The sequence below is a fragment of the Christensenellaceae bacterium 44-20 genome, from assembly GCA_041223705.1.
In the GTDB taxonomy this organism is placed as follows: Bacteria; Bacillota; Clostridia; order Christensenellales; family Christensenellaceae; genus QANA01.
The window spans coordinates 1,137,771-1,163,159 of record JBCLQU010000001.1 but is presented as its reverse complement, the minus strand read 5'-3'; the positions used below and the strand labels follow the sequence as shown (position 1 = coordinate 1,163,159).

General features: G+C 56.1%; 29 protein-coding genes, 2 tRNA genes, 1 other RNA gene and 1 other annotated feature. Of the genes, 16 read left to right on the top strand and 16 right to left on the bottom strand.

Annotation, left to right across the window (positions count from 1 at the left end; all coding sequences use genetic code 11):
• Nucleotides 1–44: 44 nt before the first annotated feature.
• Nucleotides 45–587: a hypothetical protein gene (locus AALG83_06080; GenBank protein MEY8382722.1), complete on the bottom strand. Its 543-nt coding sequence runs from the start codon at nucleotides 585–587 to the stop codon at nucleotides 45–47.
• A 294-nt stretch (nucleotides 588–881) separates the two neighbouring features.
• Here AALG83_06080 and AALG83_06075 point away from each other — a divergent pair, with 294 nt between their 5' ends.
• The 3 genes from AALG83_06075 to rbr all read left to right on the top strand — a co-directional run bounded on the left by AALG83_06075 (nucleotide 882) and on the right by rbr (nucleotide 3,223).
• Nucleotides 882–2,144 (top strand): D-serine ammonia-lyase, encoded by a 1,263-nt coding sequence (locus AALG83_06075; GenBank protein ID MEY8382721.1) that lies wholly within the window; start codon nucleotides 882–884, stop codon nucleotides 2,142–2,144.
• Nucleotides 2,145–2,291: 147 nt separating this feature from the next.
• Nucleotides 2,292–2,687, top strand: a complete 396-nt coding sequence (locus AALG83_06070) for a transcriptional repressor (protein MEY8382720.1) — start codon at nucleotides 2,292–2,294, stop codon at nucleotides 2,685–2,687.
• Entirely contained in the window at nucleotides 2,684–3,223 is a 540-nt protein-coding gene (gene rbr / locus AALG83_06065; protein ID MEY8382719.1) for a rubrerythrin, read from the top strand. Before AALG83_06070 ends, rbr begins: the two co-directional genes overlap by 4 nt.
• An 84-nt stretch (nucleotides 3,224–3,307) precedes the next feature.
• Here rbr and AALG83_06060 read toward each other — a convergent pair whose 3' ends face one another.
• The 4 genes from AALG83_06060 to AALG83_06045 all read right to left on the bottom strand — a co-directional run bounded on the left by AALG83_06060 (nucleotide 3,308) and on the right by AALG83_06045 (nucleotide 6,794).
• Entirely contained in the window at nucleotides 3,308–3,760 is a 453-nt protein-coding gene (locus AALG83_06060; GenBank protein ID MEY8382718.1) for a helix-turn-helix domain-containing protein, read from the bottom strand.
• 127 nt (nucleotides 3,761–3,887) lie between these two features.
• Nucleotides 3,888–6,287 carry a ferrous iron transporter B gene (locus AALG83_06055; protein MEY8382717.1) on the bottom strand — a complete coding sequence of 800 codons (2,400 nt, stop codon included), beginning with the start codon at nucleotides 6,285–6,287 and terminating at the stop codon, nucleotides 3,888–3,890.
• 53 nt (nucleotides 6,288–6,340) lie between these two features.
• Nucleotides 6,341–6,562 (bottom strand): FeoA family protein, encoded by a 222-nt coding sequence (locus AALG83_06050; GenBank protein ID MEY8382716.1) that lies wholly within the window; start codon nucleotides 6,560–6,562, stop codon nucleotides 6,341–6,343.
• Nucleotides 6,563–6,575: 13 nt separating this feature from the next.
• Nucleotides 6,576–6,794: a FeoA family protein gene (locus tag AALG83_06045; GenBank protein ID MEY8382715.1), complete on the bottom strand. Its 219-nt coding sequence runs from the start codon at nucleotides 6,792–6,794 to the stop codon at nucleotides 6,576–6,578.
• A gap of 190 nt (nucleotides 6,795–6,984) precedes the next feature.
• Between AALG83_06045 and AALG83_06040 the strand changes: the two genes are divergently transcribed.
• The gene (locus AALG83_06040) at nucleotides 6,985–7,359 is read left to right on the top strand and encodes a metal-dependent transcriptional regulator (protein MEY8382714.1); all 375 of its coding nucleotides are present in this window, start codon (nucleotides 6,985–6,987) and stop codon (nucleotides 7,357–7,359) included.
• A gap of 89 nt (nucleotides 7,360–7,448) precedes the next feature.
• On the opposite strand, the gene AALG83_06035 is transcribed toward AALG83_06040, so the two are convergent.
• The 3 genes from AALG83_06035 to AALG83_06025 all read right to left on the bottom strand — a co-directional run bounded on the left by AALG83_06035 (nucleotide 7,449) and on the right by AALG83_06025 (nucleotide 9,606).
• Nucleotides 7,449–7,997 carry a GNAT family N-acetyltransferase gene (locus AALG83_06035; protein MEY8382713.1) on the bottom strand — a complete coding sequence of 183 codons (549 nt, stop codon included), beginning with the start codon at nucleotides 7,995–7,997 and terminating at the stop codon, nucleotides 7,449–7,451.
• Nucleotides 7,998–8,117: 120 nt separating this feature from the next.
• Entirely contained in the window at nucleotides 8,118–8,777 is a 660-nt protein-coding gene (locus tag AALG83_06030) for a hypothetical protein (protein ID MEY8382712.1), read from the bottom strand.
• Between the two features lie 10 nt (nucleotides 8,778–8,787).
• Nucleotides 8,788–9,606, bottom strand: a complete 819-nt coding sequence (locus AALG83_06025) for an Mrp/NBP35 family ATP-binding protein (protein MEY8382711.1) — start codon at nucleotides 9,604–9,606, stop codon at nucleotides 8,788–8,790.
• 220 nt (nucleotides 9,607–9,826) lie between these two features.
• Between AALG83_06025 and rpsF the strand changes: the two genes are divergently transcribed.
• From rpsF to rpsR, 3 genes are read left to right on the top strand one after another with little or no spacing between them, the layout of a single operon-like run.
• Nucleotides 9,827–10,117: a 30S ribosomal protein S6 gene (rpsF, locus tag AALG83_06020; protein ID MEY8382710.1), complete on the top strand. Its 291-nt coding sequence runs from the start codon at nucleotides 9,827–9,829 to the stop codon at nucleotides 10,115–10,117.
• Between the two features lie 4 nt (nucleotides 10,118–10,121).
• Nucleotides 10,122–10,574, top strand: a complete 453-nt coding sequence (locus AALG83_06015) for a single-stranded DNA-binding protein (protein MEY8382709.1) — start codon at nucleotides 10,122–10,124, stop codon at nucleotides 10,572–10,574.
• Nucleotides 10,575–10,599: 25 nt separating this feature from the next.
• Nucleotides 10,600–10,845 (top strand): 30S ribosomal protein S18, encoded by a 246-nt coding sequence (rpsR, locus tag AALG83_06010; protein MEY8382708.1) that lies wholly within the window; start codon nucleotides 10,600–10,602, stop codon nucleotides 10,843–10,845.
• Between the two features lie 132 nt (nucleotides 10,846–10,977).
• Here the strand turns inward: rpsR and AALG83_06005 are convergent, their stop codons facing one another.
• Entirely contained in the window at nucleotides 10,978–11,649 is a 672-nt protein-coding gene (locus tag AALG83_06005) for a hypothetical protein (protein ID MEY8382707.1), read from the bottom strand.
• Nucleotides 11,637–12,188 carry a flavodoxin family protein gene (locus tag AALG83_06000; protein ID MEY8382706.1) on the bottom strand — a complete coding sequence of 184 codons (552 nt, stop codon included), beginning with the start codon at nucleotides 12,186–12,188 and terminating at the stop codon, nucleotides 11,637–11,639. Before AALG83_06000 ends, AALG83_06005 begins: the two co-directional genes overlap by 13 nt.
• A 201-nt stretch (nucleotides 12,189–12,389) precedes the next feature.
• On the opposite strand from AALG83_06000, the gene AALG83_05995 reads away from it, so the two are divergent.
• From AALG83_05995 to AALG83_05970, 6 genes are all read left to right on the top strand, one after another.
• On the top strand, nucleotides 12,390–13,619 hold the full coding sequence (locus tag AALG83_05995) for a hypothetical protein (GenBank protein ID MEY8382705.1): 1,230 nt from the start codon (nucleotides 12,390–12,392) through the stop codon (nucleotides 13,617–13,619).
• A 21-nt stretch (nucleotides 13,620–13,640) separates the two neighbouring features.
• A complete protein-coding gene (locus tag AALG83_05990; GenBank protein MEY8382704.1) occupies nucleotides 13,641–14,870 on the top strand; it encodes a hypothetical protein in 1,230 nt (409 codons plus the stop codon).
• Nucleotides 14,871–15,013: 143 nt separating this feature from the next.
• Nucleotides 15,014–16,078, top strand: a complete 1,065-nt coding sequence (locus AALG83_05985) for a zinc-binding dehydrogenase (GenBank protein MEY8382703.1) — start codon at nucleotides 15,014–15,016, stop codon at nucleotides 16,076–16,078.
• Nucleotides 16,079–16,132: 54 nt separating this feature from the next.
• On the top strand, nucleotides 16,133–16,351 hold the full coding sequence (locus AALG83_05980; protein ID MEY8382702.1) for a hypothetical protein: 219 nt from the start codon (nucleotides 16,133–16,135) through the stop codon (nucleotides 16,349–16,351).
• Nucleotides 16,352–16,369: 18 nt separating this feature from the next.
• On the top strand, nucleotides 16,370–16,951 hold the full coding sequence (locus AALG83_05975; GenBank protein ID MEY8382701.1) for a GNAT family N-acetyltransferase: 582 nt from the start codon (nucleotides 16,370–16,372) through the stop codon (nucleotides 16,949–16,951).
• Between the two features lie 12 nt (nucleotides 16,952–16,963).
• Nucleotides 16,964–17,557: a VanZ family protein gene (locus AALG83_05970; GenBank protein MEY8382700.1), complete on the top strand. Its 594-nt coding sequence runs from the start codon at nucleotides 16,964–16,966 to the stop codon at nucleotides 17,555–17,557.
• Between the two features lie 49 nt (nucleotides 17,558–17,606).
• Here AALG83_05970 and AALG83_05965 read toward each other — a convergent pair whose 3' ends face one another.
• Nucleotides 17,607–18,566: an ROK family protein gene (locus tag AALG83_05965; GenBank protein ID MEY8382699.1), complete on the bottom strand. Its 960-nt coding sequence runs from the start codon at nucleotides 18,564–18,566 to the stop codon at nucleotides 17,607–17,609.
• A 165-nt stretch (nucleotides 18,567–18,731) separates the two neighbouring features.
• Here AALG83_05965 and AALG83_05960 point away from each other — a divergent pair, with 165 nt between their 5' ends.
• From AALG83_05960 to AALG83_05950, 3 genes are all read left to right on the top strand, one after another.
• Nucleotides 18,732–19,289 (top strand): CDP-alcohol phosphatidyltransferase family protein, encoded by a 558-nt coding sequence (locus AALG83_05960; protein MEY8382698.1) that lies wholly within the window; start codon nucleotides 18,732–18,734, stop codon nucleotides 19,287–19,289.
• Nucleotides 19,267–19,486 (top strand) — a binding site (T-box leader). Its footprint overlaps the gene before it by 23 nt.
• A gap of 68 nt (nucleotides 19,487–19,554) precedes the next feature.
• Nucleotides 19,555–22,194 carry a valine--tRNA ligase gene (locus AALG83_05955; GenBank protein ID MEY8382697.1) on the top strand — a complete coding sequence of 880 codons (2,640 nt, stop codon included), beginning with the start codon at nucleotides 19,555–19,557 and terminating at the stop codon, nucleotides 22,192–22,194.
• A 16-nt stretch (nucleotides 22,195–22,210) separates the two neighbouring features.
• A complete protein-coding gene (locus tag AALG83_05950; protein MEY8382696.1) occupies nucleotides 22,211–23,314 on the top strand; it encodes a Mur ligase family protein in 1,104 nt (367 codons plus the stop codon).
• A 208-nt stretch (nucleotides 23,315–23,522) separates the two neighbouring features.
• On the opposite strand, the gene AALG83_05945 is transcribed toward AALG83_05950, so the two are convergent.
• From AALG83_05945 to AALG83_05925, 5 genes are all read right to left on the bottom strand, one after another.
• The gene (locus AALG83_05945) at nucleotides 23,523–23,897 is read right to left on the bottom strand and encodes a DUF3795 domain-containing protein (protein MEY8382695.1); all 375 of its coding nucleotides are present in this window, start codon (nucleotides 23,895–23,897) and stop codon (nucleotides 23,523–23,525) included.
• Between the two features lie 415 nt (nucleotides 23,898–24,312).
• A tRNA-Gln gene (locus AALG83_05940) sits at nucleotides 24,313–24,386 on the bottom strand.
• Nucleotides 24,387–24,401: 15 nt separating this feature from the next.
• Nucleotides 24,402–24,579: non-coding RNA, 6S RNA (gene ssrS, locus AALG83_05935), on the bottom strand.
• Nucleotides 24,577–24,653: transfer RNA gene (locus AALG83_05930), tRNA-Val, on the bottom strand. The genes ssrS and AALG83_05930 overlap by 3 nt, the downstream gene beginning before the upstream one ends.
• 31 nt (nucleotides 24,654–24,684) lie before the next feature.
• Complete coding sequence (locus AALG83_05925) at nucleotides 24,685–25,389, bottom strand: 4Fe-4S double cluster binding domain-containing protein (protein ID MEY8382694.1); 705 nt, start codon at nucleotides 25,387–25,389, stop codon at nucleotides 24,685–24,687.

Genomic DNA, 25,389 nt, shown 5'->3' with positions numbered 1-25,389 from the left:
TCGGCCGCCTGTCAACCGGGCGGCCGATTTTTTCTTGCTATTTTTTATGCAACTACTTTGCGCAGCGGCTTCCAGATGGCCAGAGAGATGCCATAGTCTACCATGCTGTGCACCAAAGTGCCGATGCCGACTAGCAAGATGACGGAGATGAAGAAGCCTTTGTCGTAGTAGCCGGCGGAAAGGCCCGTTCCCGTGAAATAGAAGGGAATGACGACGGCCACTTCGCCCAGCGCGTGGATGAGGGAAGTCAGCAGCCCAAAAGAAAACATCTTTTTTCCGGATCCCAGCCACTCTTTATCCTTTTTGAGCATAAAGGCACCGATGGCCGCAAAAATAATCTGCGAAAATGCCCGCATGACGACCACGATGGGGAAACCGCCCAGCAGGAACCCGAGAGTCGTCCCAAGCGTAACCGAGATGGCAACCGTGGGCGAGATGAACATCGCGACAAAAATTGCCACATGGCTGGCCAGCGTAAAGGAGGCCGGCTCCAGCACGATTTTAACGGGCGAAAACATGGGGATGATGATGCCGATGGCACAGAGCAGCCCCGCAAGGGTAATGGTGAGAAGCTTGTTGTGTTTCATAGATGGTATTTCAACCTTTCTATACATATACTTAGACCATCATACCATTCTATGAATAAATTGTAAAGATATTTTAATATATTTTTGAAGAATAGGTGCGCGGCCGCCAGTTTATGGAGATATGGCTTGCCTGGGCGCCAGGGCGCGGATATGCTATAATTACAATATATGGAACTGGGATGTGCGGCTTTCCTTGGCCACTGTGCGTGGCAAGGGGGCGGCAGCCTTAAAAAGGGCAAGTTGTGCAAAAAAAGAACCGAGCGAGCGCCGGGATGATGCGGGAGGAGAAGCGAGATGGAAAAACGGGAACAGGAAGCTTTGCTGCAAGCGATCAAAAATCAGACGGAACTATTTTGGGAAAATCCCGAGATGCGGCCTTTTTTGCAGGTGGAGCAGACGGTAGATCCCGCGCTGATAGAGGATGCGGCGCGGCGGCTGGAGCGCTTTGCCCCTTTTCTGGCCAAAGCCTTTCCTGAAACGGCGGCGCAGCAGGGGATTATCGAATCCGCTCTGCGGGAAATCCCGCAAATGGGGCAGAGCCTTTCCTGCCCGGGCAAACTGATGCTCAAGATGGATAGCCATCTTCCCATCTCGGGCTCGGTCAAAGCCCGGGGCGGCATCTATGAAGTGCTGCGCCATGCGGAGGATCTGGCAGTGCAGGCGGGCAAGCTGCAGATGGAGGACGACTATGCCGTGCTGGCAGAGCCAGAGTTTCGGGCATTCTTCGAGCAGTTTTGCGTGCAGGTCGGCTCGACGGGCAACCTGGGCATGAGCATCGGCATCATGAGCGCGGCGCTGGGTTTTCAGACGATTGTGCATATGTCGGCAGACGCCAAAGAGTGGAAAAAGCAGCTGCTGCGCCAGCACGGCGTGCAGGTTTTGGAATACGCGGGGGATTACAGCCAGGCGGTGGCTCAGGGGCGGAAGAATTCGGATGCGGATCCGCGCAGCTATTTTGTAGACGACGAGCACTCCCTGGATCTCTTTTTGGGCTATGCCGTGGCGGCGCAGAGGCTGAAAGCCCAGCTGGAGGCGCAGGAAATCCAGATTTCCAGGGAGCGCCCGCTGTTTGTCTATCTGCCTTGCGGCGTAGGCGGCGCGCCGGGCGGCATCTGCTATGGGCTCAAGCAGATTTTCGGCGATGCAGTCTCCTGCTTCTTTGTCGAGCCGGCGGCTACCCCCTGCATGCTGCTGGGGCTGGCAACGGGGAAAATGGAGCAGGCAGATATCCGCGATTATGGCCTTTCGGGCAAAACCCACGCAGATGGGCTGGCGGTCGGCCGGCCTTCCGGGCTGGTCTGCCGGGCGGTGCGGCAGCTGGTTTCGGGCATCTTTACCGTGCAGGATGCGCAGCTTTATGACGACCTGCGCCTGCTCGGCCAGACGGAGCATATTTTGCTCGAGCCGTCTGCCTGCGCCAGCTTTGCCGGCCCGCGCCGCATTGGGCAGACGCCGTTTGCAGAGCAGGCCGGGCGCGCCGTGCATATCGCCTGGGCCACGGGCGGCAGCATGGTGCCGGAGGAGGTCATGGAGCAGTATTTGCATACGTTCCTATAAAAGTGATGGGCGGCATTCCCGAAAGCAGGGGATGCCGCTCTTTTTATTTCGGAAGAAAACCGGGCGACTAAGGGTTGACAACCTTCTTTTTTCTGCTATAATAAAAATAGAAATGATAATCATTATCATTTTTGGATGGAGAAAAGCATGAAATATTCAAAACAGCGCGAGACCATCCGCCAGGCTGTAGAGGGGACAAAACAGCATCCGACGGCAGAGACCGTATATGAATGGGTGCGCAGGCAGAACCCGGGCATCGGCCTGGCCACGGTCTACCGCAATTTAAACAGCCTTGCCGAGCAGGGCGCGCTTCGGAAAATCCGCGTGGCTTCCGGCGCAGACCGCTTTGACGGCCAGCTTCACCGGCATAGCCATCTGGTCTGCCAAAAGTGCCGGGAGATGATCGATTTGGCGCCCGAGACCATGGGCGGCATCGCGGAAGAAATTCGCCGGGCCACGGGCTTTGAGCCGGCCGAAGAAGAAATTGTCATTTATGGCATCTGCAAGCAGTGCCTTGAAAAAGAAAAAGGAGAAGAAAAATGAAAGAGCTGAAAGGAACCAAAACCGAAGCAAATTTGATGGCCGCTTTTGCGGGCGAATCCCAGGCGAGAAACAAATACACCTATTTCGCATCCAAGGCAAAAAAGGAAGGCTATAACCAGATTGCCGCGATTTTTGAAGAGACGGCGGGCAACGAGAAGGAGCACGCGAAAATCTGGTTCAAGCTGCTGGGCGGCATCGGGAGCACGGAGGAGAACCTCAAAGCCGCGGCCGCAGGCGAGAATTTCGAGTGGACCGAGATGTATGCGGAGTTTGCCAAGACGGCAAAAGAGGAAGGCTTTGACAAAATCGCCTATCTCTTCGAGTCGGTAGGCAAAATCGAGAAAGAGCACGAGGAGCGCTACAATACCCTGCTTAAAAACTGCCAGGACAAGAAGGTCTTTGAGAAGGACGGCGTTGTCGTCTGGCAGTGCGCGAACTGCGGCCATCTCTATATCGGCGAGAAAGCGCCGGAAGTCTGCCCGGTTTGCGATCATCCGCAGGCTTATTTCGCAGTCAGAGCAGAGAACTGGAAATAAATTTCCGCATAGGAAAAGAAAACCGCAGGTGCTTTTGCATCTGCGGTCTTTTTATGGAGGAGCAGTCATTGCACGGCTTTGCTCCTAAGAGGCAGGCCCGTTTTGCAGAAAATCCGCCAAAGCGCGCCGGCAGTCCGGGCAGAGCGCGAGCAGAGCGATGGCGCAGTCTTCGGATTCCAGCAGGGAAAAGCCCAGGGAACGGTGGAAGAAAAGCAGAAAAATATCGTATTCCTCCTGATATTGCTCCAAAACGCTCTGGCCCTGCTGCGTCAGGCAGAGAAGCGAGCCGCTTTGCCGGACGAGCCCCTGCTTTTTGAGCGCCTCCATCATGCGGTGCACACTGGGGCGCGTTACGCCCAGCATGACGGCGATCTCCACCGCCCGGGCTCCGCCGTTTTCCCGGCAGAGCCTGGCCAGCGAGAAGAGATAGCGCAGGCGCGTGCCCGGAAGCGTCATGGCCTGGGCGGCGCTTTTTGCGCCTCGCCCGCGCTGTGGCAGACGGCGCTGTGCGGGCAGTTCGAGCAGCCGCAGGCGCATTGATGGCGCTTTTTTTGCCGCAGCAAACGCCGGATGATCAGGGCCAGTATGCAAGCCAGCGCAAGACTGATGCAGATTGTGCCTAGGTTCGCCTGAAACCATTGGAGCATCGCGCATCACCCCCTCTTCAAATCCTTGCGGCCGCTTTGGAGGAGCGCTTTTGGGGCTCCCGATATGGCCGCAGCAGCAGATAGAGCAGTAGACCCAGCACAATCACTGCGAAAACCAGGCCGAGGAGATTCGCTTTGCCCGCGAAAGCATTGCCAAACTGGTTGATCATCAGGGCAACTGCATAGGCGAAGCCGCATTGATAAGCCACGGCAAACCAGGTCCACCGGGGATTGTTCATCTCGCGCTTGATGGCGCCGATGGCCGCGAAGCAGGGCGCGCAGAGCAGGTTGAACACCAGGAAGGAGAAGCCGGAAATCTGCGTGAATGCCGCCGCGATCTCAGGCCACTTTCCGGGGTAGAGGATGCCCATGGTGCCAACGATGTTTTCCTTGGCGATGAGGCCGGTGATGGAGGCGACGGCCGCCTGCCAGCTGCCCCAGCCCAGAGGAGCGAAAATCCAGGCAATGGCGTTTCCGACGGCTGCCAGCAGAGACTGATCCATCTCCTCCTCGCCCAGCATACGGAAGCCCTCTGCTGTGAAGCCGAAATACGTCGTGAACCAGACGAGCACTGTGGAAAGCAGGATGATCGTCCCGGCTTTTTTGATGAACGACCAGCCGCGTTCCCAGGTGGGGCGCAGCACGCCGCCCGGCGTCGGCCAGTGATAGGCCGGAAGCTCCATGACGAAGGGAGCGGGATCGCCTGCAAACATCCGGGTTTTCTTGAGCATGATGCCCGAGAGGATGATGGCCGCGATGCCGATGAAGTAGGAGCAGGTCGCCACCCAGGGCGAGCCGCCGAAGATGGCGCCGGCGATCATGGAGATGAAGGGAACTTTCGCGCCGCAGGGGATGAAGGTGGTCGTCATAATGGTCATGCGGCGGTCGCGCTCGTTTTCGATGGTTCGGGAGGCCATGATGCCCGGAATGCCGCAGCCCGTGCCCACCAGCATGGGGATGAAAGATTTGCCCGAAAGCCCGAATTTGCGGAATACGCGGTCCAAAACGAAGGCGATGCGCGCCATATAGCCGCAGGATTCCAGAAACGCCAGGAACAAAAACAGCACGAGCATCTGCGGGACGAAGCCAAGAACTGCCCCCACGCCTGCTACGATGCCATCCACAATCAGGCCGCTCAGCCAGTCCGCCGCGCCCGCATTTTCCAGTCCGGCGCTGACGAGAGCCGGGATGCTGGGGACGAACGTGCCGTAATCTGCTGGGGCTGGCTCCTCGCCGCCGTATTTCTCCAGAACTGCGGCCGCCGCTTCATAGTCTGCCAGCGTCGCAGTCTGCTCGGTTACTTCCAGCGTCTCCTCATCTTCCACTTCATAGAGGAAATCGCCGGAGGGGGCCGCGCCGTTCTCTTCGATATATGCCTCATAGCCATCCACGATGAGTGCGGCGTCGCCGTATTCTTCTGCGGCCTCGCTGTATTCTGCCGCGCCATTGCCAAAGAGATGGAAGCCGTCGCCGAACAGATTGTCGTTGACCCAGCCCGTCAGCGATGCGCCGATGCCCACCATGGAGATATAGTAGACCAGGAACATGACCAGCGCGAAGATGGGCAGCCCCAGCCAGCGGTTGGTTACGACGCGGTCGATTTTATCCGAGGTGCTGAGCGCGCCTTTGCGCTTGCTGCTGGCAATGCCCGGGAGCAGCTTGCTGATGCGGCTATAGCGCTGATCCGTGATGATGCTCTCGCTGTCGTCGTCCAGCTTCTGCTCGCAGGCGGCGATGGCCTGCTCGATGCTGGCTTTCTGCGCGCCGCTCAGGGAAATGCGCTCCATGGCCTTGCCGTCCCGCTCAAACAGCTTGACGGCATACCAGCGCAGGCGGTTTTGCTCTGCACTGCCGTGAATCGCTTCCGAGATGAGGGAGAGCGCCTGCTCCGCCTCCGGGCAGAAGGTGAGCGGCCGCGGCTTTTTGCCGGATTGCGCCGCCGCTATGGCGGCCTCGGCCGCCTCCTGGATGCCCGTCCCCTTGAGCGCGGAAATCTCCACCACCGGGCAGCCGATTGCATCGCCGAGCTTTTTGAGGTCGATTGTGTCTCCGCGCTTTTTGAGCAGATCCGCCATGTTCAGCGCGACGACCATGGGCACGCCCACTTCGGCCAGCTGGGTCGTCAGATACAGGTTGCGCTCGAGGTTGGTCCCATCCACGATATTTAAGATGACATCCGGCTTTTCTTCCACCAGGTAATTGCGGGAGACGACTTCCTCCAGCGTGTAGGGAGAGAGCGAATAGATGCCGGGCAAATCCTGGATGATCACATCCTTGCGCCCTTTGAGCCTGCCTTCTTTTTTCTCGACTGTAACGCCCGGCCAGTTGCCGACGTATTGGTTGCTGCCCGTCAGGCCGTTAAAAAGCGTCGTTTTGCCCGAGTTCGGGTTGCCGGCCAGGGCAATTTTGATAGCCATCTTCTTTCCTCCTTTTTTAATGGTTAGTCAAAACTAACTAAGATACATAATAATCAGCCGACCTCGATCATCGAAGCGTCCTCTTTGCGCAGGCTCAGCTCGTATCCGCGCACGTTCAGCTCGATGGGGTCTCCCAACGGGGCGACTTTGCGCACGAAAATCTCCGTGCCCCGGGTGATGCCCATGTCCATGATGCGCCGCTTGACGGCGCCGCTGCCACGCAGGCGGGAGACGACTGCCCTCTGGCCGCACTTTACATCTTTTAGCGTTTTCATCTCTATGTTCCTCCTAAATAATTGATATCAGTATTCGGCTGGCCATGCTCCGGTTCAGCGCGATGCGCGTGTTCATCAGCGAGAGAATCAGGTTTCCGCCAAGCTGGGAGACGACGGTTACCGGCGCCCCGGGGACAAACCCCAAATTCTTCAAATGAAGGCGCGTCTCATCCTTGCCGGTAATCTCCTCGATCCGGGCTTTTTCTCCAACTGCTGCCATCGATAAGGGCATGACGATTCCTCCTTTTGGGCCAGTAAGTTTAGACTAACTGTATTGCTGAAAAATAGTTAGCTTCCGCTAACTTCCTTGCAAGGTGAAGTTTACCATAGCGAACAAAAGCTGTCAACAAAAAAACTGCGATCACTTGAAAAAAAGGTTAGCACATGCTAACATGGCTATAACAGCCGCAAAGGAGAAAACCATGAAGATACAGGAGTCTGCCGAAAATTATCTGGAGACCATCTTAATATTGCAGCAGCGCAACGGAAGCGTGCGCGCCGTGGAGATCGCCGCCGAGCTGGATTTCAGCAAAGCCAGCGTCAGCGTGGCCATGAAGCAGCTGCGGGAAAACGGGTATATCGAGGTGGATTCCGCCGGGCATATCACGCTTTTGCCGCCGGGCATGGAAATCGCAAAAAAGGTTTATGAGCGGCATCAGATTCTGACGCGCTGCCTCGTGGCTCTGGGCGTCGGCGAGCAGGCCGCGTCCGAAGATGCCTGCCGGGTCGAGCATGTGATCAGCGCCGAGAGCTTTGAGAAAATCCGCGCCTACTACCTGAGCATGCAGGAAAAATAGCAGAGCAGAAAAAAGAGCAGGGCAGCCGCTTGGTTTGCCTTGCTCTTTTCATATGACAAAAAATGCCGATGAGGAAGAAACTGGCGTGATCACTGCAATTCCAGCCTCATATGAACGACCTCCTGAAACCCCGCCAGGCGGGAATAGAACTCCTTGGGGTTTCTGCCATACTCGATAAAACCCGCTTTCTCATACATGGATAGCGCTCTTGTATTTTCGGCGACCACATGAAGCTCAAGCTGGATATATCCCGCCTTTCTCGCGCATTCAATACATGCCGCCATGAGCGCCTGCCCAATACCAAGCCCCCAAAACTCTTTGGCGATGCTAATGCCAAATTCGGCGCGGTGCCGCACTTTGTATTTGGCGCCGACTGCCCTGATTCCGGCGGTTCCGACAATTGCATTGCCCACGACTGCAACAAGCTCAGCCTCATGATCGCTTTCGGCTTTTTCCTTGAGAGACTGGCATTGCTGCGCCGCGTCAGAGCTTCCCTCGCCTGGATAGGAAAGCAAGTAATCGGTTTGGGAATGCGTCAGGTTAAAATTGTCTAAGACGGCCTGGCCATCTCCTTCCGTTCCGTTTCTTAGGCAGCATTCCGCGCCGTTTTTTAATGTGATTGTTCTATGATATTCTATAACTGTCTCCTCGCGATTTCCTGTTTGCTTTTCAGCCCGCTATAGCGCAATACCCGCCGGTTTCCCGGCGGGTATCCATTTGCCTGCCGAGCATTTCTCGGGGAAACGCTCTTTTCTTAATTATTGTGCAAAAAGCTGTTCGGCCCCTTCTTCTGCCGCCGGGCCGGGCTCCTGCGAAGCCTCTTTTTTGGGCGAGACCGCCGTGAAAGAGAGCGAATCCACCGCTTCGCCGTCGATGCCGAAAATCATGCCCCAGCATTCGTAGCCGTATGCCCCGGGATCCGAAGAAAGCGCGGCGCCGTCAATGCCGTTCTTTTCGCAGTAAGCGTCGAACTCTTTGTCCGAGAGGATACTGCCGTCGATGCTGCGCTGGGTATACATGAGAAACATGATATCCTTCCCGCCCTTTGCCTGGCGAGCGACGGTTTTGGGGGAAACATCCGCTTTTACCTCGAAATCTTCGCTCTGTCCATAGATGACATGGAAGCGCAGATCCGGATAAACCTCGGCCAGCTCCTCCAGCGTGCTGCCCAGCCTGATGCCGCGCTTGCTGGAAAAATCCGCGCTGGCATAAGCGTCGCTGGGCGCGCTCTGAAAGCCCAGGGAGACGCCGCTTTTGTTGATGGTAATCTCGCCCTGGGCATCCGCCGGAGAAAGGGGCTCGCCGCCTGCGGGATAAGCCATGAACTCCTCCGGGCTCAGCGCCGCCGGTTTGGATTGGCTGGCGCAGCCGGCGCAGAGCAGGAGCGCCGCGCAGAAAACAGCAAGTAACCGCCTCATATGCCTGCCTCTAGCGCGCCAGAATCGCGGCGATGGCCGCATCCAGGTAATCGCCCTGGAAGCTTTCGATTTCGCCGCTGTCGCAAAGCTGTGCAATTTCCGGGTCCACCGGCATTTTCGCCAGCAGAGTCAGCCCCTGCTTTTGCGCATACTGCTCTGTGCTGCCCTTGCCGAAGAGCGGGATCTGCTTGCCGCAGTCCGGGCAGAGCAGGTAGCTCATGTTTTCCACCAGGCCCAGGATGGGGATGTTCATCATCTGCGCCATCTTCACGGCTTTGCCCACGATCATGGAAACCAGCTCCTGGGGCGAGGCCACGATGATCACGCCGTCCAGCGGGATGGATTGGAACACCGTCAGCGGAACGTCCCCCGTGCCCGGAGGCATATCCACGAACATATAGTCCACGTCTTTCCAGATGACATCCTGCCAGAACTGCTTGATGACCCCGGCGATGACCGGCCCCCTCCAGATGACGGGATCCGTGTCGTTTTCCAGCAGCAGGTTGACAGACATCATATCGATGCCGCCGCGGCTGGCCACGGGGAAGAGCGCGGAGTCCGTCCCGGTAGCCTTTTCCTTCACGCCAAACATCTTTGGGATGGAAGGCCCGGTAATATCCGCGTCCAAAATGGCTGTGTGGAAGCCCTTGCGCGCCATGCAGACGGCCAGCATCGCGGTGATGGAGCTTTTGCCCACGCCGCCCTTGCCGCTGATGACGCCGATTATCTTTTTAATGCTGCTCTGCTCATGCGGCTTTTCCAGAAAACTCTGGGTTCTGCTGGAGCATTCCGCCTGGCAGGAGCTGCAATCGTGCGTGCATTCGCTCATGCTGTAATTCCTCCTGTTTTTCTATCTAGTATGCCCAAAAAATCCAGTATATAATGGTATTATAGGTTTTTGGGCTGGGGAAGTCAAGAAAAGCGGGCAGAGCGGGAAAAAGTGCTTGCCAATGCGTTTTTCAGATGCTATAATAGATAGGCTCATAAGTATGAGCAGCATCCTTGCGCCGGGGGAGACCGGCGCCAATTGTCCAAAGGGAGGTGAAAAAATGAACAGCTACGAACTACTCTACATCATTAAACCAACGGTGGAAGAAGAAGCGAGAGCGGCGCTCATTGCCAGATTTGCGGATATCGTCAAAAACGATAACGGCGAAGTCGAGAATATCGACGAATGGGGCATGAGAAAACTGGCCTATGCGATCGACTATATTTCCGAGGGCTACTACGTTCTGATGAACTTCAAAGCCAAGGCGGATCTGCCCGTTGAGCTGGAGAGAAACCTGAAGATCTCGGAAGATGTGATGCGCTTCATGGTCGTAAAGAAAGAGCAGGAGTAAGGCAATGAATAAAGTATTTATCGTTGGCCGGCTCACGAGAGATCCCGAGCACAGAACGACGCCAAACGGCGTCTCGGTAACGACCCTGGGCGTCGCGGTAACGCGCCGCATGAACCGGGAAGAGGCGGATTTTTTCAACGTCATCGCATGGAGAGGGCTTGCGGATAACTGCGCGAAATACCTGGTCAAGGGCCAGCAGATCGCGGTGGTCGGCGAGCTGCGCACGCGCTCTTATGATGCCAAAGACGGCACAAAGCGCTATGTGACGGAAATCCAGGCAGACGACATCGAGTTTCTCGCAAAGCCAGGAGCGGCAGGCTCCGGCGCTTCGGGCAGCTATGGCGGCGGCAATCGCGCCGGCTATGGCAGCGCGCCCGCAGCAGCGCCCAAGGATGACGACCTGTTCGCATCCGAGATGAGCGACGTCCTGGTAGACGACGAGGAGCTTCCGTTCTAATATTCCAAGAAGGAGGAACACAGAAGTGGAAGAAAGAGCACAAAGAAGACCGCGGGGCAGACGCCCCCGGAAGAAAGTCTGTGCATTCTGCGCTGAAAAAGCGACGAGCATCGACTATAAAGATACTGCAAAACTCAAGAAGTTCGTCGGGGAGACGGGCAAAATCGCCCCCAGAAGAGCGACGGGCGTTTGCGCGAAGCATCAGAGAGAGCTGGCAACAGCGATCAAGCGTGCGCGGGTTATGGCCCTGCTGCCCTATGTAACGGACTAGTTGCACGCTAAAAGAGCTGGTGCAAAGAGGAAAAAGTGCAGGACAGACTGTAATGGTCTGTCTTGCACTTTTTATGTTGTGTAATCCGCTATGACTGCCCGCAGGCGAGAGCGATAAATATAAATTTTTCTCTTAGAGCCTATTTTCCCGGTCTGTTTCCCAGACTTTTTCATCAAGTGGCACACTACACCCCCACGATGCCGCCGCCTTCTGAAACATCTTTTTCATAAGGGTTTTGAATATCAAACCCATCAGCAGGCGCACAGGAAGCGGCAAATATTCCGGGCCAGTAAATTTTTTTGCTTCCTTACGGAAGAAGCCGTCTCCCTCTGCAAACAGTTTGCCCATCGCCTGATACGGTTTTGTGGCCTGAGCCTGTTGAGCTTCACCTATAATTCGGATTCCGAAATTATTTCCTTTCACCAGACAGCCGCCATAACGAACACCCAAATATTCCGGCAATTTTTCCAGAAATGCCTCGCCGCAGCGAAGCTGGCACCCCTCCGCGAAGCCGCTTTGCAAAAGAAACGAGAGCCTTGTATGCTCGTCCTTTTTGGGAAGCGTTTCCAAAAATTCCAAAAGAAGTCCGGGCACACATTCTACATATAATGGCAGCGCAATGAGGATTTCATCATTTTTTAGATAAGCATCACGAATTATATCCCATGTTTTTCGGTTGGAAATCGCATATGTTTCGAAGGTGCTTTCTTTTTCTGACAGCCCTTTTGCAAAGGCGGCAATGATTTTCTCCGTGTTGCTGTATTTCTGTACCCGTGGACTTGCATTGATTATTACAACATGCATGAAATCGCCTCCTTTCTGTTGCATTCAGAAAAGACTCCCAAGGAACGGCTCCCTATATTCAGCGCAGTACGCTGACACCACCGTTCAAGGTAAGCCTGATCGCCGTTTCCGGTATAGATAATCCCAAGATCCGGCTGGTGGTCATAGCGCATTACATGGCGCATCTGCCCGTCTTTAAATTTCAAATACATGGTGACAAGAGGCATGATTCTGTCTACAATATTTTTGGTTCGCCAGGAGACAAATCCAAAATGAGTATCCGAAACCAGCCAAACCTGGTCGGCTTTGCTTATTTTTCTCAAAATCGGCTCATAATCGTCCTGAATGGCACATACTCCCGGCGTTTTCAGCCAGCAGTAATTACACCCAACACAGTGTGAAATGTGCATCCCAGCGGTGTCAATCAACTCAAACCCGGCGGAATTTTCACCACTGCGAAGCAATTCCTCTGCAATTGCTTTTCCTATATGTTTTGTTGTTGTATCAACCATTAAAACCATTATATTTTCCTCCGTGCCCTCTGCAAATTCAATTTGCATTTGTCAGTTCATTATAAAGCAATGCCCGCTGAAAGGCAATTGCTTCTCAGCGGGCATCGCCTTTCGGCGGGCCGGCAAAGGCATCGGCTCTTTTTTTGCGCCCAAATGCCGGCCTCGCCTGCCGCTTTTGTGATTGACGGATTGCCCTGCGGCGGTTATCATAAAAGAAGAGATTTGGATTTTCATCAGGAGGGATTTTTTATGCCTAAAAAAGAAGCTGTGCTCATTGGCGCGGGCAAAATTGGCCGCGGATACCTGGCCGAGCTGTTCGATGCCGCCGGCTATCATCTGACTTTTCTGGAGTATTCGCCCGAGCTGACCCAGGCTCTGCGGGAGCAGGGCAAATACCTCATCATCAAGCGCCATTCGGACGGCACGCATAGCCGCGTTACCATCTCGGGCTACGACGCCTTCTGCACGCAAACCGAGTATCAGCAGTGCGTGGATGCGCTTTGCCGCACGAACTATGCCACGGTGCACGTGTTCCCCGGAGCCTGTGAATCCATCGGGCATATGATCGCGGATGCCATCCGGCAGAGAACCGCCGCAGGAAGCCAGGAGCCGCTGGATCTCTATATCTGCGTCAACTTCCTGAATTCCACGCAGATTTTCACTAAGTTTATCGAGGAAAAACTGGAAACCGAGGCTGAGCGGGCGTATTTCAAAGAGAAAGTCGGCCTTTCCGAGACGCTGGTGCAGAGAAACGGTGCCATCCCGCAGCCGGAAATGCTGGCGGAAGATCCGCTGGTCTGCTATTCCAGCGATATCGATTTCCTGCCCGTGGATGCCGATCCGCTGAAGGGCGAGCCGCCGGCTGGGGTCAACTTTGTTTTGAAGCACAACGTCCCGGGCTGGATGGTGCATAAAATCTGGGTTTCCAATATGTCGCACTGCATCACAGCGCTGTACGGCCAGTTCAAGGGCAAGCAGTATATCGGCGAGAGCGGCCAGGATCCGGATGTCATGCGCTGCGCCATTCTGGCAAAGCGCGAGGCAAACTTCGCTGTCTGCCAGGAATGCGGCTTCACTCAGGAGGAGATCGACGCAGACGAGCCGGAAAGCCGGGAGGAGTATTTCGCGGATAACGCCAATGATAACAATAAGGATACCTGCCTGCGGGTGGCGCAGGATATGAGAAGAAAGCTGGCCAAGGGCGATCGCCTCATCGGGCCGGCGCTGGCCTGCCTGAAGCATGGGCGCATGCCCTATTTCCTCTCCCGGGGCGCGGCGCTGGGCTTCTATTTCCAGAACCCGGCAGATCCCGGCGCAGTGGAAATCGGCGAGTGCATCAAAAAAGAGGGAATCGATGCCGCTGTGGCAAAATTCTGCGATCTTTCGGATGATGTTTTGGAAGAGCGGCTGTTAAAGCAGCTCATCGTCGGCCAGTATTACGAGCTTTCGGGCATGGATCCGTTCGATATCGCCTACTAGAGGGCCGCAGGGGAGGAAAACATGGGGAACACAGAAAAGAGGCTGGTCATCGTCGGTGCCGGCAAAATTGCCAAAAGCTATCTGGCGGATATTTTTGGGACGGACGCCGGCTATCACATCACATTTCTGACGCACCGGGCAGAGCAGGCGCGGCAGATGCGCCAGGCCGGCGGCTATACGCTCTTTAAGACGCACAGCGACGGCAGCTTTGATCGCGTGCGCATCTCGGGCTACGACGCCTTTGGCCTGGATGAGGAATACGAGGCATGCGTGGAGGCGGTCAGCACTGCACCCTATCTGGCGCTGCCCATCTTTCCTGCCGCCATCGGGGATATGGGCGTTCTCATCTCGGATGCCATCAAAAAACGGCTGGCTGCGGGAGACCATTCCGCGCTGGATATCTTCATCTGCGTCAACTTCCTTCAGCCCACCGGCCAAATCCGCGCGGCCATCCAGGAGCATCTGGAGACGCCCGAGCAGCAGGCATTTTTGAGTGAAAAAGTCGGCTTTATCGAGACGCTGGTCTCCCGGCTTTCGGTTGCGCCCACGCCCGAGATGCTGGCGGAAGATCCGCTGGCGGCCACGGGCGGGGATGAGCCCAGCATGCCCGTGGATCGGGATGGCTTTAAAAGGGGCGTGCCCGAAGGGGTCAATCTCGTGCTCAAGGATAAGCTGCCCGTGCGGCTGGTGCATAAAATCTGGACGATCAATATGAAGCATTTTGCTCTGGCCGTTCTGGGCCAGAGAGCGGGCCTTTGCTATATCCGGGAGGCCACGGCGGATCCGGCGATCCGCAGAAGCGTCCTGCTGGCCGAGCGGGAAGGCATCTATGCCGTTTCGGAGGAGTTTGGCGTCCCGGTAGAGGAGATCTGGCGGGATTTCCAGCGCCAGGAGTGGAACATGTGGTCCAGCCCCACGTCAGACGATGTTCTCGAGCGGGTGGCGCAGGATTTGCCCAGAAAGCTGGCCAAGGGCGACCGGGTGGTCGGCCCGGCGCTCTGCTGTATCCGGCATGGGCGTATGCCGCATTTTCTGGCCAAAGTGCTGGCGGCGGCCTACTATTTCCAGAACCCGGAAGATCCCGGCGCGCAGGCCGTGGGAGAGGAAATCCGCAAAAACGGCATCCGCGCGGCGCTCATGCGCTTTTCTGGGTTGAGCGAAGAAACCCCGGAGGAAAAGGTGCTGATGCAGCTGACGGAGGCGCGGTTCTATGAGATGGCCGAGGCCGAGGCGGCGGACATCCCGTATTAAAAAAAGGACAGGGATTTTCTCTGTCCTTTTTGAATAGGCTGTGGTATACTAAGTGTATCCGAAAACAGATTCGATCACATGCGTTGAAGCGCCGGGTGCGCTGCAATAGAGAAATTAGAGGGAAAACATTCTAGGAGGGAAACATGAGCATTCCAAAAACACACTACTTTACTGCAATTATGGAGCCCAAAGTCGCGGCGATGCACGAAGAGCCGCTGCCCGAAATGGGGAGCGACGACGTGCTGCTCAAGATGGAGGCGTGCAATATCTGCACGACGGACTATCAGCAGTGGATGGGCCTGCGCAACCATCAGGGCTTCCCGATGGCCGGCGGGCATGAGTGGTCGGGCATTGTCTGCGCCAAGGGCGAGAATGTGGAGAATGTGGAGATCGGCGACCGCGTTGCCCCGCTGTTCATGGGCTGCGGGCACTGCAAAGCCTGCCTGATGGGCAAGAGCTTCTGCTGTGAGAGCAAAGAGGGCGGCTGGCCGGTGCGCGATGGCTTCCATGGCGACCGCGGCTTCTCGGATTACAAAGTGTTCCCCAAAAACAAAGTGCTGAAAATGTCCAAAAATATTTCCGCCGCAGAGGCCGGGTTCCTGGAGCCCGTGGCCACGGTGGTGCGCGGCATGAAGCGCCTGCGCGTGAAGCCGGGCGAGACGGTCGTCGTCATCGGCGCGGGCACCATGGGCCTGCTCAATGCCCAGGTGGCAAAAGCGTTTGGCGCGCATGTCATCATCTCCGAGCTGACGCCCAAAAAGCTGGAGCGGGCGGCGGCCATGGGCTTTGCCGAGATCGTGGATGCCAAAAACGGCGACCCGGTGGAGCAGGTGAAGCAGCTGACGGACGGCAAGGGCGCGGATGCAGTCATCGCGGCTGTGGGCCACTCTGTGGCATACCGGCAGGGCATGGAGATGCTCAAGCGGCTGGAAGGCAGATTCCTGCTCTTCGCCGCGGGCTATCCTGTTCCCGAGTTCCAGATCAACCCCAACGATATCCACTACCGCCGCATCGAGATCATCGGCACCATGTCCGCGGATGTGGAAGACTATGTGGATGCGGGCTTCATGATCTCCAACAAGATCGTGGACTGCAGCTATTCCCTGGAGGGCAAAACCTTTGCGCTGAAGGATATCCAGGAAGCGTTCGCCGCGGCGGCGACGCCGGATACCTACCGCATCACGGTAGATTTGCAGGGCGTGAAATAGCGTCAAAAGCAGGGGAGGCATGGCCTCCCCTTTTTCTGTCATAGGAGGAAACACATGCAGAAGGAATTTCAGATACAGGAAGAGATGATGTGCGATGAGCAGGGCAGGAGCATTCCCATCGTCTCCATCGCCGTCGATGGAGATCTCAAAGAGCTTTTGGGCGTCATCGCCAAGCTGCAGCCCGCCTATGGCAGTTATAGCCATCTGATTGGCGCGGCCCTGGGAGAAGGGCTGGCTATTTTGCTGGCCGAAGCCAAGCGGGCGGCGCGCTGACTGAGAGGGGAGAGAGCCATGAGCGGGATTATTGTTCGGCAGGCGGATGCTTCTTGCCTGGAAACATATGATAAAATTCCGATGATCGTCTCAGTAGATCGAATTTTGAAGCTGGAAACGCCGCGAAATGGTCTGGGCGGGATGCGCCTGAAAGAGGAGGATGCCCTGCGGCCCTATCGGAAGGATTTCGGCCGGTATGAGCAAATCACCCGGCTTCCCCAGCGCTTTTGCCTGGATAACTGGGCCTTCTTTTTGGCCTATGACGGCAGGAGGCCGGTGGGCGGGGCCATCGTCGCCGCGCGCACCCCGGGCGTGCATATGCTGGAAGGCCGGGACGATCTCTGCGTGCTCTGGGATATTCGGGTGGCCGAGGAATGCCGGGGCCAGGGCATCGGTAGCCGGCTGTTTGAGCAGGCGGCGCAGTGGGGCCGGGCGCAGGGAATGCGGCAGATGAAGATAGAGAGCCAGAACAACAACGTCCGGGCGGCGCATTTTTATGCGGGCAAAGGCGCTGTGCTGGGCGCGATGAATACGCACGCCTATCAGGGCGAGCCGGAAGTGGCCGAGGAAATCCAGCTCATCTGGTATCTGGATTTATAAATAGGAGAAGAGATGAAGGAGTATATTTTGGAAACGCTGATCGCCATGGCGGCGGTTCTGCCCGTCTATCTGATTGTACGGGCGATCTTGCTCGCCCTGCGCAGAAAAAAGCTGGCGCGCAGCTGGGCGCGGGAGCTGGCGCTCTGCCTCTTTTCGCTCTGCCTGGCGGGGCTGTTTTCGCAGACTCTGCTGGCAGGCGGATATGCGCTGGAGCGCAATCGGGCGCGGGCGGTCTGGTGGTCGCAGTTCAATCTGGTGCCCTTCCGAGTCTTTGCGGACAGCGCCGCGCAGATTCAGCGCAACCATAATTTCGGCTATTTTATCGTGAATTTTCTCGGGAACATCGCGATGTTCGTTCCCATCGGCCTCTTTTTGCCCATGCTTTCCCCCAAATGCACGCTCTCCAAAACGCTGCTGGCTGGCCTGGGCATTTCCCTGCTCATCGAGCTGTGCCAAATTCCGCTGGGCCGCGGCGTGGATATCGACGACCTCTGGCTGAACACGCTGGGCGCCGCCGCTGGATATGCGCTCTTTGCGCTGGCGCGCCGCATCTGGCCGCGGCTGGCGCATTGCTGCCATGCCCGGGCGCGGGAGATGCAGGAATAAAAGAAAACCGGCGGAATCGTTTCCGCCGGTTTTTTGATGCCGCTGTTTTCTACTGCTGGGTGAAGAGCAGCGCCGCGCCGTAAATGCCCGCATCCTGGGAGAATTTCGCCTGCTTGAAGTAGACGGGGTATTCCTTGGGGCACTGGAAATAGAAGCTATAGAAGGTCTTCTCAATGCGGGAGAAAAGCTCGTCGCCAAAATTGGTCAGCCCGCCGCCGATGACATAGCAGTTGATATTGAGAATCTGATAGAGGTTGAAATAGAGCAGCCCGAGGTATTCGCCGATCTGGTCGAGCGCCCAGGCCGCCATGGCGTCGCCCTGCTCATAGGCCGCCTTGATGATCTGCCCGGTAACTTTCCCGCCGGCGGCCAGCTCTTTCATGAGCGTCGGCTCTCCCGCGGCGATTTTTTGCATAATCTCATCGCAGACATTGCCGCCGCCCGCGTAGCTCTCCACAGAGCCCGGATTGCTGTAAGCGATCTCCCGGCCGGTCTTATAGGTGCAGATGGTGTGCCCAATCTCCCCGGCGCAGTTGTAGCTGCCCCGGAAAATTTTGCCGTTAAAGATGAGGCCGCCGCCAATGCCGGTGGAGGCGGTGGAGTAGATCATATGCTCAAAGCCCTGGCCGGCGCCCAGCTCGTGTTCGCAGATGGCCGCGATATTGGCGTCGTTGTCGATGATGGCCGGCGCGCCCAGCGCTTTTTCCAGGTGTGGCCCGATGGGATATCCGTTGAGCGTCGAGGCGTTGGCGCAGACGAGGAACTTGCCCTCCCGCATATCCGGCGTGCCCGGAGCGCCGATGCCAATGCCCAGCAGGTTTTCCCGGCCAAGCCCCTGGGAAGCCAGCGCCTGCAAAATCTCGTCTGCCAGCTTATCCATCAGATATTCCGCGGTTTTCTGGTTGTCAAAAGCGAAGCGGTGTTTGGAGAGCAGGGAAAAATCCTCGCCAAAGATGCCAAAGGCAATTTTCGTCCCGCCGATATCCACGCCGATATATACTTTTTTCATGAAAAGCTCCTTCCATTCCAATCGGATGCGTTTTATGCTACCCCTATCTTAACCTATTTTTATAGAAAACGAAAGAGTTTCTATGCGCAAATCCCCTTGAAATATCACCCCCTAAAGACTATAATAAAAAGAAAAGTGCAAGGCAGAAGAAGGAGCGAGGGCTTGGTGGAGCAGAATAACAACAAATTTTGGACGATTCCCAATGTGCTGACGCTTGTGCGGCTGCTGCTCATCCCGGTGGTTGTGCTTCTGGCGGTGCGGGATCAGATGATCTGGGGCGGGGTAACCTTCATCCTGGTCTGCATGACGGATCTGCTGGATGGCTATATCGCCCGCAAATATCATATGGTCTCCAAAGTCGGCATCTGGCTGGATCCCGTGGCGGATAAGCTGATGGCCATCAGCGTCATCATCACGTTTACGGTCATGGGCGTTGTGCCGCTGTGGGTAACGATTGCGATTTTTGCAAAGGATGCCCTTTTGCTGATAGGCGGCGCGCTGGCGCTGAAAAACGGCAATTCCACGCCTTCGGATATTTATGGAAAAGTTTCGGCATTTTTGCTCAATACCTCCATCGCGGCAGGGTTTTTCCGGGAATTTTTAGGAAAAAGCTATTTATATCTGATGTATGTCGCTTTGGGGCTTGTCATTTTGGCGTTTATACGGTATGCTATTATCAACTGGAAGTTAATATTTCCAAACAAGAGCGGAGAAAAAGAGTAGTAAGGATTTTTTCAGAGAGCAGCCCATCTGGTGCGAGGGCGGCAGCATATCCCGAAGTCGCTTTGGAGCTCGCTTTCCCGAAAACAGTAAGGAAAGACGGCCGCCCCCGTTATCGGGCAGGCGCATGTATGTGCGCTTCTAAGTGCCGCAGTTTGCTGCGGAAGAAAGGTGGTACCACGGAGTTTTTCGTCCTTTGGAGGAAAAACTCTTTTTTGATCCCGGGCAAACGGCCCGCAGATTTTAAGGAATAAAGAAGGAGAAAGATATGAGCAAAGACTTAAAAAAAGCCTATGATCACAGCCAGGTAGAGGAAAAGCTCTATCAGCGCTGGATGGAAAAAGGGTATTTTTCTGCGCACCCCAACCCGGATAAGAAGCCGTTCACCATCGTCATCCCCCCGCCCAATATCACGGGCCAGCTGCATATGGGCCATGGGCTGGATAATACCATTCAGGATGCCATCATCCGCTTCCGGCGGATGCAGGGCTTCGAGACCCTCTGGCTGCCCGGAACGGATCACGCCAGCATCGCGACGGAAGTGAAGGTCGTCAACCAGCTGGCCGAGCAGGGCATCAAAAAAGAGGATATCGGCCGGGAGGAATTCTTAAAGCACGTCTGGAAATGGAAAGAGGAATACGGCGGCCGCATCGTCAACCAGCTCAAAAAGCTGGGCTCTTCCTGCGATTGGGAAAAAGAGCGCTTTACTATGGATGAAGGGTGCAGCCACGCCGTGCGCAAGGTGTTCGTGCAGCTGTATGATAAGGGACTGATCTACCGCGGCAACCGCATCATCAACTGGTGCCCGCATTGCCAGACGGCGCTCTCGGATGCGGAAGTGGAATATACCGAGCAGCCCTCGCATCTGTGGCATGTGCGCTACGACAGCGAGGATGGAAAAACCAGCATCACCGTCGCCACAACCCGCCCCGAGACCATGCTGGGAGATACGGCCGTGGCCGTCAACCCGGCGGATGAGCGCTATCAGGATCTCATCGGCAAAAACGTCATCCTGCCGCTGGTCAATAAGCCCATTCCCGTGGTAGCGGATGAATATGTGGATCTGGAATTTGGGACGGGCGCCGTCAAAATCACCCCGGCTCACGACCCGAACGACTTCGAAGTCGCCTCCCGGCACAACCTGCCCATCATCCGCGTGCTGACGGACGACGGCAAGATGAACGAGAACGGCGGCAAATACCAGGGCATGGATCGCTATGAGGCCAGGGAAGCCATCGTAGCGGATCTGGAAAAGAGCGGCAACCTGGTGAAAATCGAGGATTATGCGCATAACGTGGGCGAGTGCTACCGCTGCCATACGACGGTCGAGCCCATCATCTCCCGGCAGTGGTTCGTCTCCATGAAAGAGCTGGCCAAGCCGGCCATGGAGGTGGTGAAAACCGGGCAGGTGAAGTTCGTGCCCGAGCGCTTTTCCAAAATCTACTTCAACTGGATGGAGAATATCCGGGATTGGTGCATCTCCCGCCAGCTTTGGTGGGGGCACCGCATCCCGGCCTACTACTGCCAGGAGTGCGGAGAGATGGTCGTGGCCATGGAGCAGCCGGCGGCCTGCCCCAAATGCGGCTGCCAGCATTTCCATCAGGATGAGGATGTGCTGGATACCTGGTTCTCCTCCGGCCTCTGGCCCTTCTCCACGCTGGGCTGGCCGGAAAAGACGGCAGAGCTGGAGTATTTCTACCCGACAAATGTGCTCGTAACCGGCTACGATATCATCTTCTTCTGGGTCGCCCGGATGATCGTGTTCGGCATGGAAGTCATGGGCAAACCGCCGTTTGAATATGTCAATATCCATGGCATCGTGCGCGATTCCCAGGGCCGCAAGATGAGCAAATCGCTCAACAACGGCATCGATCCGCTCAAAGTCATCGAGCAGCATGGCGCGGATGCCCTGCGCTTCAGCCTGGCCAACGGCACAAGCCCGGGTAGCGATATGCGCTTCTATGATAAGAAGGTGGAGGCGGCGGGCAACTTTGCCAATAAGATTTGGAATGCCTCCCGGTTTGTCGCCATGAATATGGAAGGCCAGGAAATCCAGAAGGATCTCTCGGTGCTGGAGCTGGATATTGCGGATCGCTGGATCCTCTCCCGGCTGAACGGCGTCATCCGCGATGTGACGGACAACATGGAAAAATTCGAGCTGGGCTTGGCTACGGCGAAGATCTACGATTTCATCTGGAGCGAATACTGCGACTGGTATATCGAGATGTGCAAGAGCCGGCTGTACGGCGAGGATGCCGCGGCAAAGAAAACGGCCATCTCGGTGCTCTACTATGTGCTGGTCAACGCCCTCAAGCTGCTGCATCCCTTCATGCCCTTTATCACGGAGGAGATCTACGTCGAGCTGCTGGAGGCGGGAGAGAGCATCATGATCTCGCCCTGGCCCGAGTATCAGGAGCGCTATGAGTTCGCGGAGCAGGAGCAGAGTATGCTGGCGATTATGGAAGTCGTCCGCAGCGTGCGCAATACCCGGGCCGAGATGAACGTGCCCCCGGCAAAGAAAGCAAAAATTCTCATCAGCACGGCCCAGGCCGAGATCGTCCGCCAGACCGAGAGCTATCTGCTTAAGCTGGCAAACGCCAGCGAGGTTCAGATTCTTCCGGCAGGCGCGGGCGAGCCGGAAAACTGCGCGGCGGCCATCGTGGGGCTGGGGCAGGTCTATCTGCCGCTGGGAGATCTCATTGATGTGGAAAAAGAGCTGGCGCGGCTGCAAAAGGAGCAGAAGAGCCTGGAAGGAGAGATTGCCCGCTGCAACGGCAAGCTGCAAAACCAGGGATTTTTGGCAAAAGCGCCGGAGAAGGTCGTCCAGGAAGAGAAGGAGAAACTGGCAAAATACGCCGAGATGCTGGAGCGCGTCAGCGCGCGTCTGGATTCGCTGAAAAAGCTATAAACTAAGAGGAAGAAAAATGCGGAAAATTCAGGTTGTAGGGACGAATGGAAAAGGCTCCGTCTGCACATATCTCGCCAATATCCTAACGGCGGCGGGCTATAAGACCGGGCTGTATACCTCCCCGCATGTGCAGAAAAAAGAAGAGCGCATCGCCATCGACGGCGTGCAGATCTCCCGGCAGGAGTTCGATCGCCTGCTGGGCGGCCGGGAGCCGGAGAAGCATGTGTTTTTGCGCTATACGCAGGCTTGTATGCAGTATTTTGAGGAGCAGGGCGTGGAGATCGCCGTGCTGGAGACCGGGCTGGGCGGCCGGCTGGATCCCGTCAGCCGCTATAAAATGGATGAGACGGTCATCACCACCATCGATATGGATCATATGCAGGTGCTGGGGGATACCATCGAGCAGATCGCCATGGAAAAGTGCGCGACCATCGGCTATCAGGGCTATGTCGTCTCCATGCCCCAGCAGCCCAGCGTGCGCAAAATTATTGAAGTAACCAGCCAGCTGCAAAACGCCCGGCTCATCTTCTCGGATCCGGAGGAGATCGCCTGGCATGAGGACGGCACGTTCGATTACCAGGAATATACCGGCCTTGAGACCAAACTTCTGGGGAAGATGCAGCCGCTCAACGCGGCGACGGCGGCCATTGCCGCCCGGGCGCTCTCGCATGTGGGCATTTTCATCACGCCGGAGCATGTGCGCCAGGGCATTGCAAACACCGCGATTCCGGCGCGCCAGCAGTATCTGAAGGAGCAGGATATGCTCATCGACGGCGCGCACAACGAAGGCGCTCTGCGGGAACTGCAGGCGACGCTGGAGACGCGGTTTGCGGATAGAAAGCTGGTCTTGCTGGTTGCGGCCATGGCCGAAAAGGATATTTCGGTTTTGAGCGAAATCGCGCAAAAGCGCGGCGCGCAGGTGATTGCGACGCAGGTGCAAGACCCTCGGGCGCGCAGTGCGAAGAGTCTTGCGGCGCTCTTCCCGGGCGGCCAGGCTCAGCCGGATCTTTGTGCGGCGCTGGAGCTGGCGCAGAGCAAGGCGAAAGAGCAGGGCGCGTTGTTGGTTGTGGCCGGCTCGTTCTATCTGGCCGGCGAAGTGTTGGATCGGGTCGGCGCGTAGAAGTGAAAATAAGAAAAAGGAGCGAAAAATCGCTCCTTTTTTGGTGCCGGCAGAATCAGAACTCTGCGGCGCAGGTTCAAATCCTTCCCCCTCAGCAGGGGTAGTTGCGCTTTTCTGCCAATGAAAAACCGCGCGCGGCAAAACACATCCTCTCTTCAATAGAAGAGCATCAAAACCGTCCCTTGCTCAAAGCCGGACAAGCCGCAGTTTAATGCTCGCCCGTCTGTATAAACGCAATCAGCGCCTCAACATCATCGAAATCATCGTAATCGCCGAGAATACCCTGCCGATGATAGAGAATCCCCTTTTTCTCGTTGCGCTCGAGGCAGTCCAGCAGCGCCTCAATACCATATCTTTTTGCAAATACAGTAAACCCATAGGGTTTTATTTTTGAGAGAAGCCCTTTTTTGCAGTCCACCTTGCAGGAAAAGCAATGCTCCAATCCCATTTCCAATGAGCAGCTTCGGTTTTCGCACCACTCTTTATCGGGGCAGTCTCCGGAGTTACAGCCGCGGCAGTGTTCATTTTCAGAACATAGGCAGCAGGCCAGCCCGCACCGGGCGATTCCAAGTTCTCTTTTCATCGTGTTTTTCTCCAAGTTTTCGATAAGTGAAGTATACCATAAATATGAGGATTTATATAGGAAGAAATGAAAACTTCGGTCTTGCTCCGGCCTGCTGCAAACCGCGTGATGATACGGCCATCAGACGGCGGGTGTGATAAAGCGCGCTTTTGCATAAAAAACCGGCTTGGCTTTTCCGGGCAGGGCGCAAAATATGAAAAAACGGAGTAACCACAGAACTTGAATCCTCTGATTTTCTGATTGCAGCGTGAGGCGCACAGCCGCAACAAGCGGAGCGCAAAACCGGGCAGGGGGGTGAGCGAATATTTTTGCCCGGAAGTGCAGCTATGCTTTCTGCGGAGGAGGAAGAGCAAGGGGGAGGGATGTGTTTTTCTTTGCAAAAGAAAAACGGAGCAAAGCGAACTTTGCTCCGTTGTGGCAGCCGAACTAGGATTCGAACCTAGACAATACGAGTCAGAGTCGTAGGTGCTACCGTTACACAATTCGGCTTTATTTAATTTTTAAAATGACCCCGGAGGTGTCGTCTGCCCCTTTTTGTAACCCGCCAAAGGCAGGTGGGTAATCTGCCGCAGCCTTTGTGCTTCCAAAATAAATTCTGGCCTGCATTCCCAGCCGCCGGACTCAAAAACCCTTTTACAAAGTGTGGGTCAAAAATGGAACATAACCAGCACCCCAGGTTTGGTGGGATTAATTGGGCTCGAACCAACGACCTCTACGATGTCAACGTAGCGCTCTGACCAACTGAGCTATAATCCCGCGTAGCATTATCTATTATACACGAGATTTTTTATTTTTCAAGGTTTTTCTGAAATTTTTCCTCCCATATTTTTTGGCATACCGACATGCAGATGCCGCAGACCGCCCCGCGGCCGATCATCTGAAAACTTTTTTTCATATATTTACTGCAGCACTCGGCGTCGAAAAACTCCTCCCGCGGCAGCCCCGGCTCATATTCCCGGCCGGAAATGGCGCCGGCAGGGCAGGCCGAAACGCAGGCATGGCAGTTCCCGCAACCCTCGCCTTCCTGCCGGAAGGAACGCGCCTCGCAGACGGGGCAGTCCGTCAGAACCGTCGCCAGGCGCACGGCGGGCCCGAAATCCTTGGAGATAAAAAGTGCGTTGCGGCCAATGCGGCCCAGCCCGGCCTCTGCCGCCGCCAGCTTGTGCGAGATGAGCCCGGCGATGCGCTCTCTATCCACTGTCTGCGAGGCAGGCACGGCGATGGCCTGGTATCCCGCGCTTTGCAGAAGCGAAACGGCGAGAAATGTGCAGCGATCCAGCATGGCGTTGAGCGTGCGGTAGTTGTGAAAATACGTGTGGCTGGGGGCTCTGTCATGCTCAATCTGCGCGACGATCGCCCGGGAAAGCCGTATTTCCACGGAAATGCCATAGGGCAAATGCCGCAAATTTTCCGGCAGAAAATTTTTTAGATACGCCGCGCTCACGGCATCTGCCCCTTCGTAGCGCAGTCTTTGGCGAATCTGCTCCAGCAT

Excerpts from the sequence above, each read along its gene's own strand:
- AALG83_05990 (MEY8382704.1), top strand. The coding sequence starts at position 13,641 with ATGGGGAACACAGAAAAGAGGCTGGTCATCGTCGGTGCCGGCAAAATT.
- AALG83_05980 (MEY8382702.1), top strand. The coding sequence starts at position 16,133 with ATGCAGAAGGAATTTCAGATACAGGAAGAGATGATGTGCGATGAGCAG.
- AALG83_06000 (MEY8382706.1), bottom strand. The coding sequence starts at position 12,188 with ATGCAAATTGAATTTGCAGAGGGCACGGAGGAAAATATAATGGTTTTA.
- AALG83_06070 (MEY8382720.1), top strand. The coding sequence starts at position 2,292 with ATGAAATATTCAAAACAGCGCGAGACCATCCGCCAGGCTGTAGAGGGG.
- AALG83_05925 (MEY8382694.1), bottom strand. The coding sequence starts at position 25,389 with ATGCTGGAGCAGATTCGCCAAAGACTGCGCTACGAAGGGGCAGATGCC.
- AALG83_06045 (MEY8382715.1), bottom strand. The coding sequence starts at position 6,794 with ATGCCCTTATCGATGGCAGCAGTTGGAGAAAAAGCCCGGATCGAGGAG.
- AALG83_05970 (MEY8382700.1), top strand. The coding sequence starts at position 16,964 with ATGAAGGAGTATATTTTGGAAACGCTGATCGCCATGGCGGCGGTTCTG.
- AALG83_06080 (MEY8382722.1), bottom strand. The coding sequence starts at position 587 with ATGAAACACAACAAGCTTCTCACCATTACCCTTGCGGGGCTGCTCTGT.
- AALG83_06055 (MEY8382717.1), bottom strand. The coding sequence starts at position 6,287 with ATGGCTATCAAAATTGCCCTGGCCGGCAACCCGAACTCGGGCAAAACG.
- AALG83_06075 (MEY8382721.1), top strand. The coding sequence starts at position 882 with ATGGAAAAACGGGAACAGGAAGCTTTGCTGCAAGCGATCAAAAATCAG.
- AALG83_05985 (MEY8382703.1), top strand. The coding sequence starts at position 15,014 with ATGAGCATTCCAAAAACACACTACTTTACTGCAATTATGGAGCCCAAA.
- AALG83_05950 (MEY8382696.1), top strand. The coding sequence starts at position 22,211 with ATGCGGAAAATTCAGGTTGTAGGGACGAATGGAAAAGGCTCCGTCTGC.
- AALG83_05965 (MEY8382699.1), bottom strand. The coding sequence starts at position 18,566 with ATGAAAAAAGTATATATCGGCGTGGATATCGGCGGGACGAAAATTGCC.
- AALG83_06015 (MEY8382709.1), top strand. The coding sequence starts at position 10,122 with ATGAATAAAGTATTTATCGTTGGCCGGCTCACGAGAGATCCCGAGCAC.
- AALG83_06005 (MEY8382707.1), bottom strand. The coding sequence starts at position 11,649 with ATGCATGTTGTAATAATCAATGCAAGTCCACGGGTACAGAAATACAGC.
- AALG83_06040 (MEY8382714.1), top strand. The coding sequence starts at position 6,985 with ATGAAGATACAGGAGTCTGCCGAAAATTATCTGGAGACCATCTTAATA.
- AALG83_06025 (MEY8382711.1), bottom strand. The coding sequence starts at position 9,606 with ATGAGCGAATGCACGCACGATTGCAGCTCCTGCCAGGCGGAATGCTCC.
- AALG83_06060 (MEY8382718.1), bottom strand. The coding sequence starts at position 3,760 with ATGCGCCTGCGGCTGCTCGAACTGCCCGCACAGCGCCGTCTGCCACAG.
- rbr (MEY8382719.1), top strand. The coding sequence starts at position 2,684 with ATGAAAGAGCTGAAAGGAACCAAAACCGAAGCAAATTTGATGGCCGCT.
- AALG83_05945 (MEY8382695.1), bottom strand. The coding sequence starts at position 23,897 with ATGAAAAGAGAACTTGGAATCGCCCGGTGCGGGCTGGCCTGCTGCCTA.
- AALG83_06030 (MEY8382712.1), bottom strand. The coding sequence starts at position 8,777 with ATGAGGCGGTTACTTGCTGTTTTCTGCGCGGCGCTCCTGCTCTGCGCC.
- rpsF (MEY8382710.1), top strand. The coding sequence starts at position 9,827 with ATGAACAGCTACGAACTACTCTACATCATTAAACCAACGGTGGAAGAA.
- AALG83_06050 (MEY8382716.1), bottom strand. The coding sequence starts at position 6,562 with ATGAAAACGCTAAAAGATGTAAAGTGCGGCCAGAGGGCAGTCGTCTCC.
- AALG83_05975 (MEY8382701.1), top strand. The coding sequence starts at position 16,370 with ATGAGCGGGATTATTGTTCGGCAGGCGGATGCTTCTTGCCTGGAAACA.
- AALG83_05995 (MEY8382705.1), top strand. The coding sequence starts at position 12,390 with ATGCCTAAAAAAGAAGCTGTGCTCATTGGCGCGGGCAAAATTGGCCGC.
- AALG83_05955 (MEY8382697.1), top strand. The coding sequence starts at position 19,555 with ATGAGCAAAGACTTAAAAAAAGCCTATGATCACAGCCAGGTAGAGGAA.